The following is an 11,789-nucleotide window of genomic DNA, read 5'->3' on the forward strand; positions in this document are numbered from 1 at the left end:
GTCGATAACTCCATCTGGTTTGTGCCCAGCCCGAGAGGGCGGGCCTTATTGCTTCGCCTTTTCGTAGGTGGTCCGCTTCTGCGGGGCCACGTGCATCCAACGGTAGTGCTCGTTGACCGAGTACTGCGGGATGTAATGTTTGTACTTGGTATGGGACAGGACCATGTCGGTCTGGTTGTCGAGAATATAGATGTCATCCTTGGCGTAGACCGCCAGGACCGCATGGCCGATGCCCCGGATGGCGTCCCGGACGGCCACGATGCGCAACTGATCCGGGGAGAAGCCGAGTTCCTGGAGAGCATAGAACTTGGCGATGGCGTAGTCCTCACAATCGCCTGATTTCTTGAGGAATTCCCAGGGAGTTTCCCAGTAGTCGCTGACGCCCCAGTTGGCCTTGTCCAAGCGGTACGGCCACTTGTTGAAGAATTTGGTCACGGCCCTGAGCCGTTCCAGTTCGGATTTGCCCTTGACCTGGGCCTTGAGGGTCTCCCATGCCTTTTTGGACGGGTGGTCGGCGGTCTTGCCGTCCCGGAAATAGCCCTTCCAGGCCTTCATCTTTTCAAGGACGCGCGTCCACTTGGGCAGCTTCTGCAGCTTTCCCTTGAACTCCATGGTCCCGAAGAGCCGGCGCGTATCCGGCTTGGCCGCCGAGGATTTCGGCGCGGCGGGCTCAGGCGTGGTGGCGTCGGCGGCCAAGGCGTTGGAGGGCCTGACCAGGGCCAGGGCGATGCAGGCCGCGCAGAGCGCGGCCGCAGCCGCCGAGTATATCCCCCGCACCGGCCTCATCCACGCCTCATCGTTCCCTGAGCGCGTTCTGCTTTGCCTTGAGCAACGGCTTGAGCAGGTAGGCCAGGACCGATTTGCGTCCGGTCAGGATGTCCACGCTCGCGGTCATGCCGGGAATGATGGGCAGTTGCTGGCCACGGTAGGTGATGGCGTTGTCCTTGGTGCGCACCTTGACCAGGTAGTGGCTCTCGCCCTTCTGGTCCTCGATGGTGTCGGCCGAGATGTTCTCCACCGTGCCGTCCAGCCCGCCGTAGATGGAGAAGTCGTAGGCCGTGATCTTGACCTTGGCCTTCTGGCCGGGGTGCAGGAAGGCGATGTCCGAGGGCTTGACCTCGGCCTCCACCAGCAGCGTGTCGTCCAGGGGCACGACCTCCATGATGGACTCGCCGGGCCGGATGACGCCGCCGATGGTGTTGACCATGATGTGCTTGACCACACCCCGGACCGGCGAGCGCACGTCTGTGCGGGTCACCCGGTCGCCACCGGAACTCAGGTTCTCCAGGATGGAGTTGAGTTCCTGCCTGCGGGCGTTGATCTCCTCCAGGGCGGTACTGCGGTACTCGGCCTTGGCCTGGTCGATGCGCCCTTTGGCCTCCTTGGCGGCCCGTCGCACGCGGGGAATGCCCAGGGTCAGGGCCTGCATGTCGCCGTGCAGTTGCACCACGGTCTGCTCCAGGCGCAGATAGTCGAGTTCGGAATGGATGTGCTTCTCCACCAGGGGCTTGGCGATGTCGCGCTGTTTCTCGGCCACCTCCAGGCTCTGCCTGAGCTGGTTGCGCCGGGCGATCATCTCGCTGACCTCCTGCTGGCGCTGCTGGTACTGGTCCTCGAGCAGGCCGATGTCGATGTTCAGCTTGTTGCGCTGGGCCTTGAAGATGCGCCGCTGGTCCTCGACCAGTTGCGGAGCCTTCTCGATGACGTCCGCCGGGAACTCCGGTTCGTCATCGCCGTTGGCCTCGGCCGTGAGCCGGGCGATGGCCGCCTGGTGCTCCAGGGCCTTGCTCTGGGCGTCGCGGTAGTAGCTGGCGGCCTGTTCGTTGGACAGGCGGCAGAGGATGTCGCCCTTCTCCACGGTCTGGCCCTCCTGGACGAACAGCTCGTTCATGATGCCGCCCTCCAGGTTCTGGATCTCCTGAATGCGCTGGGACGGGATGACCCGGCCGAAGCCGCGCGTGCGCTCGTCGAGCATGGCCCAGTTGGCCCAGAGGATGAAGATGACGATCAGCAGAAGGATGGCCGTGGACATGATGTAGGCGAGCCGGTGGCCCTTGCCGTACATGGCCTGGTCCACCTCGCTCATGAACAGCAGCGTTTCTCTATCGTATTTATTGCTCATTCCGTCCTCACAGGGAAACCTTGATTTGGCCTGACCGGAGTCCGTCCAGCACGGCCTTCTTGGGCCCGTCCACAACGATCCTGCCCCGGTCCATGATCACCAGCCGGTCCACGAGATCGAGCATGGAGTGGCGGTGGGTGATGACGATGAGCGTCTTGTCCTCGATATACGGCTTGAGCCTCTCCTTGAGGCGGTATTCCGACTGGTTGTCCATGTTGCTCGACGGCTCGTCCATGATCAGGATCTCCGGGTCGGGCAGGATGGCGCGGGCGATGGTCACGGCCTGGCGCTGGCCGCCGGACAGGGAGGTGCCCCGCTCGCCGACCATCATGCCGAAGCCCGCCGGGTGGTCGCGCACGAAGTCGTTGACCCCGGAGATCTCGGCCGCCGCGTTGATGGACTGGTCGTCCGCCTCGGGCAGGCCGAAGGCGATGTTGTCCTTGAGCGTGCCATAGAAGAGCAGGCTGTCCTGGGAGATGTAGCCCACCTTGCGACGCAGGTCGGCCACGTCCATCTGCCGCAGGTCGATATCGCCCACCTGCACCGATCCCTCGACCGGCTGGTAGAGGCCCACGCAGAGCTTCCCCAGCGTGGTCTTTCCCGCGCCGGTGCGGCCGACGATGCCGACCTTCTCGCCCGGTTTGAGCTTGAGGTTGATGTCATGGAGCACGGCCTTGTCCGTGCCGGGGTAGCTGAAGGCCACATCGGTCAGGGTCACGGACGGCTCGATGGCCCCGTAGTGGAAGGTCTCCTTGTCATCGGGCCGCTCGGACGGCATCTCCATGAGCATGTCCAGGGCGTTGAGGGCCATGCGTGACTGCTGGAAGCGGGAGAGCAGCCCGGCAACGGCCGACAGCGGGGCCATGGACCGGCCGGACAGGATGTTGCAGGCAATCAGCCCGCCCACGGTCAACTCGCCCTTGGAGATGAGGTACACGCCGGTGATGACCACGGCCACGGAGACCATCTGGGTGACGAAGACCGAGAAGGTGATGGACATGTTGGCGATGGTCTTGGCGTGGCTGTTGGAGTGGGCGGACAGGCCGACCACGTTTTCCCAGCGCGCCTGGATACGGCCCTCGGCCATGCTGGTCTTGATGGTCTCCAGCCCCTGCACGACCTCGAACAGGAGCGCGTATTTCTGAGTGGATTCCTTGTAGTGGTTCTCGATGATCCGCTGGAAGGGAATCTGCATGAACACGCCCACCAGGATGACCAGGGGGACGGCCACGAAGATCGGATAGGCGATGGGCCCGCCGATGTAGTAGATGACGCAGATGAACAGGATCAAAAACGGCAGGTCGATGAGCGCCACCAGCGACGACGAACCGAAAAACTCGCGCAGGGACTCGAACTCGCGGATGTTGTTGGCCACCGCGCCCGCCGACTCCGGCATGTAGTCCAACCGCGCCGAGGTCAGGTGGCTCATGATCTTGGAGCCGATGAGCACGTCGGCGTTGCGCCCGGCTACATCCACGAAATAGGCGCGCAGGTTCTTGAGCAGGAAGTCGAACAGATAGGCGATGGCGATGCCGATGGCCAGCGCCCAGAGGGTCTCGGTGGCGTTGTTGGGGATGACCCGGTCGTACACGTTCATGACGAAGAGCGGCGAGGCGATGATGATGATGTTGGTCATGATCGAAGCGCCGATGACGTGTTTGTAGATGGGCCAGAACTTGCCGAGGACCCCCCAGAACCAGCGCTTGGTCTTGAGCAGCTTGAGCTCGCTGGCCCGCTTGTCCAGCTTGGACTTGCGGTGGCAGAAAATGGCGTACCCGGTGTACTCCTCGTTGAGCGTGGAGAGCGGGATCTCGGTCTCGTCCATGCCGTGGCCCGGCACGATGACGCGTGCCGTGGTGGCGGTGAAGTCCAGGAGCACGCAGGCGTTGCCGCCGCGCAACAGCAGGATGCACGGCATGACCAGCTTGGTGATGGCCTGGAGCTTTTCGCGGTACACGGTCTTGGCCTTGATGCCGATGCGTTCGGCCGAACGCACTATGGAGGCGGCGGTGATGACGCCCTCCTGCTGGGGAATGCCCGCCTTCAGCGTGGCCGAGGAGACCGGCTTGCCGAGCAGACGGCTGATGATCGACAGGCAGATGACCAGGGGCGGCTGAAAATCGATGTCCTTGGGGGTCAGGCGCTCATCGGTCTCCACCCGGATGGGCTGCTGCGCGCCGGGCATGCCGGGCATGGCGGCCATGCCCGGAGGTATCTGTCCCTTGACCGGCTGGGCGGCCTGCTGCGGTTCCGGCTTGGAGCCCGGCCGGGCCTGGGGTTGCTGCGAACCCGGCTGCGGGCCCGGGGCATCCTTCCCTGCCGGGACGGAACGGCCCTGCGCGGGTTTGCTCCCCGATGCGGCCGGTCCGGCGGGCTTCGCGGCGGCGCCCGGCATGGGCCCGTTGTCCAAGCGGATGGACCGGGACGCGGGTTTCCCGTCGCCGGCCTTGCCGGGCCCCGGACGGGGCGCGCCGGCGGCGGGCTTGGGCCCGGCCTGTTTCGGCGTGGCTTCGGGCGCGGTCCCCGAGTCCTGAGCGGGCTTCGAGGCGGCTGGTGACGCTGTATTTTTCTCGGAAGGCATAGAGTCCACTTGGATGAGGATTGGTATTGCGCGCGGAGACCTCCCCACATGAGGCCGCCGTCCAATTCTTACAGTTATAGTGACACAATCTTTCTCGTGAGGCCTGTTTTGTCAAGTCTCAATTGGATTATTCCTTGTATCCCGCACAGTTCACAAAATCAGGCGCCGACCGCGACCCCGATCTTGCCCATGGCCCGCCCCTCTTCCCAATAGCGGTGGGCCGAGGCGATGTCGCGGAAATCGAAGCGGCGTTCGTCCAGAAGCACGGCCAGTTCGTCCGCGTCGACCAGCCCGGCCACGAGGCCGAGAATCTCGCCCAGCCGCTCCCGGCCCTTGCCCGTAACCAGGGGCAGGAGCATGAAGACCACGTGCAGAGACAGGCTCTTGGCGTGCAGCGGGCCCAGGTCGTGGCTGGAGCGGGTGTTGGTGGAGACCACCCGGCCGCCGATGCGGGCCGCCTGGAAGGAGTTGTCCAGGACCGGTCCGCCCACGGTGTCGAAGACCGCGTCGAAGCCCTCGCCTCCGGTATACTCGGCGACGTACTCGTCCACGGCCATGGCCTTGTAGTCGATGGGCGTGCCGCCCAGGGCCTCGACCACGGCGGCCTTGTCCGGGGACGAAACCGTGGCGAAGACTTGGGCCCCGACATGGACCCCGAGCTGTACGGCCATGTGCCCCACGCCTCCGGCCCCGCCCTGGACCAGGAGCCGCTCGCCGAACTGGAGCCCGCTCTTGTCGAACAGTGCCAGCCAGGCCGTGGTGGCCACCAGGGGCACGGCCCCGGCCTCGGCCAAATTCATGGTTTCGGGAGCACGGCCCAGCAGCCGCTCGTCCGCGGCCACGTACTCGGCCAGGGTGCCGGGCAGCCCCCTGACCCCGCCGGGGCAGCCGAACACGCGGTCGCCGACCTTGAAGCGGTTCGCACCGGGCCCGACCGCCTCCACCGTGCCGGCCATGTCCATGCCCAGCAGGGCGGGCAGTTCCGGCGCAAAGGCCAGGGCCGGGCCCAGGGTGGCGATCTTGTTGTCGATGGGATTGAGGCTCGTCCCGGCCACGCGGACCAGGACCTCCCCCGGCCCGGGATCGGGCACGGGTACGTCGCGTTCGGCAAAGGGATACTCCCTGCCGTATTCCGTGAGCAGCATGGCTTTCATGGGCATATCCTCCAATTGTTCCATACTACCCGTATACTCCCGGCCTGTACAGGCCCGGAACGCGGCGGGAGGCGGAGGCCCGGACCGGTGGACGGGAACGGGCCCGGTGCGGAAAAGGAGTGGACCTCGACCGGCGCGTGGTTCATCATGCACGGATGTCACGCAATGAACACACGCAACGCCTCCGCCAACCCCGCGTCCTGCCCATGTCCCGCGAAGAGATGGACGCTCTCGGCTGGGAGGAGCTGGATATTCTCCTGGTCTCGGGCGACGCCTACGTGGACCACCCCTCCTTCGGCGCGCCCCTGCTCGGGCGCTGGCTGGTCCGCCACGGCTTCCGCACCGGCATCTGCGCCCAGCCCGCCTGGGACAGGCCCGACGACATCCTGCGTATGGGCCGCCCGAGGCTGTTCGCGGGCGTCACCGCCGGGTCGCTGGACTCCATGCTGGCCCACTACACGGCCTTCCGCAAAAAGCGCTCGGACGACGCCTACACCCCCGGCGGCAAGGCGGGCGCGCGGCCCAATCGGGCGTGCATCGCCTACACCAACGCGGTGCAGCGGGCCTTCCCCGGCCTGCCCGTGATCCTGGGCGGCATCGAGGCCTCGCTGCGGCGCATCTCCCACTATGATTTCTGGTCCGATTCGGTGCGCAAGTCCGTGCTGCTCGATTCCAAGGCCACGGCCATCACCTACGGCATGGCCGAGAACTCCATCGTCACCCTGGCCCGGACCATCGCGACCATCCTGGAGGAGACCGGCGAGGTGGACCTGCGCGCCCTGCGCCCCCAGCTCGTCGGACTGCCCGGCCTCGCCGTGACCGGGAGCGCGGACGACATACCCGAGGGAGCCGAAATCATCGAGCTGCCTTCGCACGAGGCGATCCTGGACGACCCGAAACAGCTCATCGAGGTCACCAGGCTGCTCGAAAGGCAGGTCCACCAGAACAAGGCCTGGGCCGTCCAGGCCACCGGCAACCGAATGGTCCTGGTCGCCCCGCCCGGCCCCCTGCTCGACACGGCGGGGTTGGACGAGTTGGCCGGGCTGCCCTTCACTCGGCTGCCCCACCCGTCCTACCGCGAACGCATACCGGCCGCGGACATGATCCGGACCAGCGTGACCACCCACCGGGGCTGCTCGGGCGGCTGCTCGTTCTGTACGCTCGCCCTGCACCAGGGACGGACCATCCGCTCCCGCAGCCGCAAATCCATCCTGGGCGAAGTCCGGGCCATCACCGAGGTCAAGGGGTGGACCGGGTCCATCTCGGACGTGGGCGGCCCGAGCGCCAACATGTGGGGCGCGCACTGCGCGTCGGATCAGTCGACCTGCGAGCGGGCCAGTTGCCTGACCCCGCGCATCTGCAAACACTACCGCGTGGCCCAGCGCGACTTCGTCTCCCTGCTGCGGGCCGTGTCCGACGTCAATGCCGTGGAGCACGTGCGCGTGGCCTCGGGCTGGCGCATCGACCTGGCCGTAACCGACATGCAGGCCCTGACCACCATGATCCGCGAGTTCGTGGGCGGCCAGGCCAAGGTCGCGCCCGAGCACCAGGTGGACCACGTGCTCAAACTCATGCGCAAGCCCGGCTTCGAGACCTTCGAGACCTTCCTGGACCTGTTCGACAAGGAGTCGAAAAAGGCCGGAAAGAAGCAGTACGTCATCCCGTACCTCATGTCCGCCTTCCCCGGCTGCACCGAGGAGGACATGCGCGCCCTGCACGCCTGGCTCGCCGAGCGCGGCTGGAAGCCCGAGCAGGTCCAGTGTTTCATCCCCCTGCCCGGCACGGCGGCCGCGGCCATGTTCCACGCGCAGTGCGACATGCAGGGCAAGCCCATATACGTAGCCAAGACAGACGCCGAACGGCTGCGCCAGCACGCCATCCTCATGCCGGACACTGGACGCGCCCCGGGCGGCAAGCCGGGCCACGGCAAGGGACGCCCGGGCAAAGGACAGGAACGGACCGGTTCCGGACGCGGCCGGCGCCCCCGCAAACGACACGGAGGGAGCGCCTAATATTGCAGATATGTACATCCTTTACTCCTGAATGACATATTTGTTAAATTAATTCTCCCTTTTCGTATGTGGCGACGGCCCGGAAAGCCAAGCCCTGCGCCACATTTCGCGCATGGCATCGTGTTTGCTATTCACTGGCCATGCTAGCCAATGTCCCCGGATTAAAACTGTCGGCCCTGCAGTCCATCTGCCAGGTCATCGACCAGGCCATAGACCTGCAGTCGGCACTGGACGGCGTTCTGAAGATCCTTTCCGAACAGCTGTCCATGCAGCGGGCCACGGTCACTCTCTTCGACCCCGAGACGGGTCAGCTGTCCATCAACGCCTCCTACGGCCTGACCACCGAGGAGAAGCAGCGCGGCGTCTACAAGCTCGACGAGGGCGTCACCGGGCGCATCTTCCAGACCGGTGAACCGTACTACGTGCCGGACATCGACAAGGAGCCGCTCTTCCTCGACAAGACCGGGTCGCGCCGGGTCAAGCGCGGCATGATCTCGTTCATCGGCGTGCCGATCCTCCTGCACGGCGATCCCATCGGCGTGCTCAACGTGGACCGCCTCTTCGAGGATGATATCAGCTTCGAGGAGGACGTGGACTTCCTCAAAGTGGTGGCCACGCTCATCGGCCAGTTCCTCAGCCTGAACGAGAAGATCATGGCCCGCGAGGCCGCGCTGAAGCGGGAGAACACCTCGCTCAAATACCAGATTTCCAAGAATTCCAAGGGCCCATACATCGTCGGCCAGAGTTCGGCCATGGTCGAGGTGCAGCGCCAGATGGAGAAGGTCTCGCCCACCCGGGCCACGGTCCTGTTGCTCGGCGAATCCGGCGTGGGCAAGACGCTCATCGCCCGGATCATCCACGAGCTGTCCGAACGCAAGGGCAACCCCTTCATCAAGGTCAACTGCGCGTCCATCCCGTGCAACCTCCTGGAATCCGAACTCTTCGGCCACGAGAAAGGGGCCTTCACGGGCGCAACCAACACCCGGCCCGGCCGGTTCGAGGAGGCGGACACCGGGACCATCTTCCTGGACGAGATCGGCGAGCTGCCCATGGGCTTGCAGGCCAAGCTGTTGCGCGTGCTCCAGGACAAGGAGTTGGAGCGGCTCGGTTCCAACCGGACCCGGACCATCGACGTGCGCATCCTGGCCGCCACCAACCGCGACCTGGGCCACCTGGTGGAGCGCGGGCGGTTCCGCCTGGACCTCTACTACCGGCTGAACGTCTTCCCCATCCGCGTCCCCGCCCTGCGCGAACGCAAGGAGGACATCACCGGCCTGCTCAACCATTTCCTGCATAAGATGGCCAGCGACTACGGGCGGAGCATCCACCTGACCTCCACCGCCCTGGACGCCCTGATCCGCTACGACTGGCCCGGCAACGTGCGCGAGATGCAGAACCTCATCGAGCGCCTGGTGATCATGTCCGAGGAAGACCGCATCAGCCTGGAATTCCTCAAGTCCTACCTCGCGCCCGGGCAGTCCGCCACGGTCCAGGAGGCCATTCCCATGTCCGAGGACGCGCCACGCCACACCTCGCTCAAGGAGTTCGAGCGCAACGAGGTCATGGCCGCTCTGGAGCGCAACGGCTGGGTCCAGTACAAGGCCGCCGAGGCCCTGGGGCTGTCCGCACGCCAGATGGGCTACCGGGTCAAGAAGTACGGGCTCGAATCCATGATCGCCGAGGGCCGGGCCAAGCTGCGGCGCATCAAGGAAGGACAGACGTAAAATTTCGGCATACATACCTCCACCCCATGCAAGACACCCCTCGCCGGACGGACCGGCGGGGGGTGTCCGTCGTTTCGGTTGCCTCCTTGGCCGGAGGACTTATTATATGGGGAGACGAACGAATCCGGCCCCAGGCCGGAAAGGAGGCTGCCAAGACCTACGTTACCGCAGCACGATTCGACAAAGACCGTCTGGCAACCGATGGCGCGCTCCGCGAAAAGGCGAACCGGGTCCAGCACTATCTCGAAGAGATCGCCCTGGACGTCGGCCTCGACCCGAACAAGAACGTGACCCGCGTCGAGGTGGACGACGAAGTCCGCATCGGCATCAGCGAGGAAATGGACGAGTTCTATCGCGAGGCGCCCGGAAGCTGGCGCTTCTACTAAAAGCGCCTTCGGACACCAACGAAAAGGCCCCGCCGTGATCGGCGGGGCCTTGTTTTTCCGACAGGGCGGGACGGCTTATTCGACCGTGCCCAGGGTGCGCACCGAGGCAATCTTCTCCCAATCGTAGTAGGTGTTGATGTTCAGGCCGTCCTTGACGCAGGTCACGCGGACGAACTCCTCGCCCAAAAACAGGGTGGCCCCCTCGTAGACCTCGCCCTCGTTGACCTGGATCTTCACGTCCTTGCGCAGCTTGCGGGACATGGTCCCCTGCACCGGCTTGGACGCGTACTCGAAAACTTTTTCCAACGTCGCCTTGTTCATGTTTCCTCCATGGGTTCCTTCTGGTTGCGGGCCGGAAATGACCGGCCCGGAAAAGACGCTGTCAGGCGCCGCGATCAAACCGAGGCAGCCCTTTCACAATCGCGGCCGGATCGGTTCGAGCGCTCGGCGCAAGGGGAAAGCCGGTGCCGAAGCGTATTCTCATACGGAGGGCCCGGCTTTCCCGCAGCAACGACGCGATGGGGCCGATACGGCCGCGATCAGCCGCAGCCCGCGCCACCTCCGGCGCACCCCGATCCGATGCCCGCGCGGCGGACCTTGAGGGCGTTGATGTCACCGCCCTCGAAGACGAAGCGCAGGGCGTCCTCGATGAAACCGTCCACGGTGTAGGACTTGATGTCGTGCTCCTCCAGGAGCATGCGCGGGGTCTCGCCCACGGCGGCGCAGAGCACCGCCCGGCAGTCCTTGAGGGTACCGGCCAGTTCGGACCAGCGCTTGGGGCCGCAGCCCGCCTGGGGCGCCTGACGCTCCTCGATGAGCCGGTAGCCGCCGGACTCGGACTCGCCCCAGATCTGGAAGGACTTGGCCTCGCCCAGGTGCTGGTTGACCAACAACCCCTCGCGGGTGGCCACGGCCACGAACGGGCGGGCCATGGTCGCCTCCAGGGGCTTGAGCTTGGAGCAGGCCTGGAGCGTGCCGCACAGGGCCGTGGACTGGTCGTCGCTGAGCAGGCCGACCGCATCGGCGCGGCAACGCTTGCAGTGGGTCATCTGCTCGATAAACGGCTCGGCCTCCTTGCGCAGGGGCAGGACGGTCTCGCGGCCCGGCTCGGGAATCCCGGCAAAGGGCGTGTCGGCCGTGGGCTTGAGCGGGATCATGTTCTGGATGTCCGCGCCGAGCGAGGCGCAGACCTTGGCCACCTCGACAATGTGGTGGTCGTTGACGCCGGGAATGACGATGGAATTGATCTTGACCGTGATGCCGCGCTCCTTGAGGCCCTTGATGGCCTTGAGCTGGCGGTCCAGGAGAATCTCGGCGCCCTTCTCGCCCCGGTAGACGACGTTGCCGTCCTTGACCCAGGCGTAGATTTTGGCCCCGATGGCCGGGTCCACGGCCGAGATGGTGATGGTCACGTGGGACACGCCGAGCTCGGCGATGTCGTCCAGGTACGGCAGGATGCCCATGCCGTTGGAGGACAGACAGAAGAGCAGCTCGGGGTGGCGCTCGTTGAGCAGGCGCATGGTCTCCAGGGTCTCGCCGGGGTTGGCGAAGGGATCGCCGGGACCGGCGATGCCCGCCACGGTGATGCGCGGCTCCTTCGCCAGGACCTTGTCCATGTATTCCGCGGCCTGGAACGGCTTGAGCACGCCGCTGGTCACGCCGGGGCGGGACTCGTTCACGCAGTCGTACTTGCGGTTGCAGTAATTGCACTGGATGTTGCACTTGGGGGCCACGGGCAGGTGCACGCGGCCGCAGCTTCCGGCGCTCTTCTTATTGAAACAGGGATGTCTGGTAAGATCCTTCTGCATGT

9 protein-coding genes are annotated in these 11,789 nt (G+C 65.3%); 3 read left to right on the forward strand and 6 right to left on the reverse strand.

Features of this window, described 5'->3' with window-relative positions:
- Positions 1-45 precede the first annotated feature (45 nt).
- The 4 genes from V8V93_RS16815 to V8V93_RS16830 all read right to left on the reverse strand — a co-directional run bounded on the left by V8V93_RS16815 (position 46) and on the right by V8V93_RS16830 (position 5,857).
- Complete coding sequence (locus V8V93_RS16815) at positions 46-786, reverse strand: transglutaminase-like cysteine peptidase (protein ID WP_338667776.1); 741 nt, start codon at positions 784-786, stop codon at positions 46-48.
- 7 nt (positions 787-793) lie between these two features.
- On the reverse strand, positions 794-2,122 hold the full coding sequence (locus V8V93_RS16820; protein WP_338667777.1) for an HlyD family type I secretion periplasmic adaptor subunit: 1,329 nt from the start codon (positions 2,120-2,122) through the stop codon (positions 794-796).
- A 7-nt stretch (positions 2,123-2,129) separates the two neighbouring features.
- Positions 2,130-4,325, reverse strand: a complete 2,196-nt coding sequence (locus V8V93_RS16825; RefSeq protein ID WP_422394423.1) for a type I secretion system permease/ATPase — start codon at positions 4,323-4,325, stop codon at positions 2,130-2,132.
- 536 nt (positions 4,326-4,861) lie between these two features.
- A complete protein-coding gene (locus V8V93_RS16830; RefSeq protein ID WP_338667779.1) occupies positions 4,862-5,857 on the reverse strand; it encodes a zinc-dependent alcohol dehydrogenase family protein in 996 nt (331 codons plus the stop codon).
- A 155-nt stretch (positions 5,858-6,012) separates the two neighbouring features.
- On the opposite strand from V8V93_RS16830, the gene V8V93_RS16835 reads away from it, so the two are divergent.
- The 3 genes from V8V93_RS16835 to V8V93_RS16845 all read left to right on the forward strand — a co-directional run bounded on the left by V8V93_RS16835 (position 6,013) and on the right by V8V93_RS16845 (position 9,979).
- Entirely contained in the window at positions 6,013-7,869 is a 1,857-nt protein-coding gene (locus tag V8V93_RS16835) for a YgiQ family radical SAM protein (RefSeq protein ID WP_338667780.1), read from the forward strand.
- A 140-nt stretch (positions 7,870-8,009) separates the two neighbouring features.
- Positions 8,010-9,593 carry a sigma 54-interacting transcriptional regulator gene (locus tag V8V93_RS16840; RefSeq protein WP_338667782.1) on the forward strand — a complete coding sequence of 528 codons (1,584 nt, stop codon included), beginning with the start codon at positions 8,010-8,012 and terminating at the stop codon, positions 9,591-9,593.
- An 86-nt stretch (positions 9,594-9,679) separates the two neighbouring features.
- On the forward strand, positions 9,680-9,979 hold the full coding sequence (locus V8V93_RS16845; RefSeq protein WP_338667783.1) for a hypothetical protein: 300 nt from the start codon (positions 9,680-9,682) through the stop codon (positions 9,977-9,979).
- 75 nt (positions 9,980-10,054) lie between these two features.
- Here the strand turns inward: V8V93_RS16845 and V8V93_RS16850 are convergent, their stop codons facing one another.
- Together V8V93_RS16850 and V8V93_RS16855 are read right to left on the reverse strand one after the other, a co-directional pair.
- Entirely contained in the window at positions 10,055-10,300 is a 246-nt protein-coding gene (locus V8V93_RS16850) for a hypothetical protein (protein ID WP_338667784.1), read from the reverse strand.
- A gap of 218 nt (positions 10,301-10,518) precedes the next feature.
- Positions 10,519-11,787, reverse strand: a complete 1,269-nt coding sequence (locus V8V93_RS16855; protein WP_338667785.1) for a radical SAM protein — start codon at positions 11,785-11,787, stop codon at positions 10,519-10,521.
- Positions 11,788-11,789: the final 2 nt, after the last annotated feature.

Origin of the sequence: Pseudodesulfovibrio sp. 5S69, assembly GCF_037094465.1 — a bacterium.
GTDB classification, from domain to species: domain Bacteria; phylum Desulfobacterota; class Desulfovibrionia; order Desulfovibrionales; family Desulfovibrionaceae; genus Pseudodesulfovibrio; species Pseudodesulfovibrio methanolicus.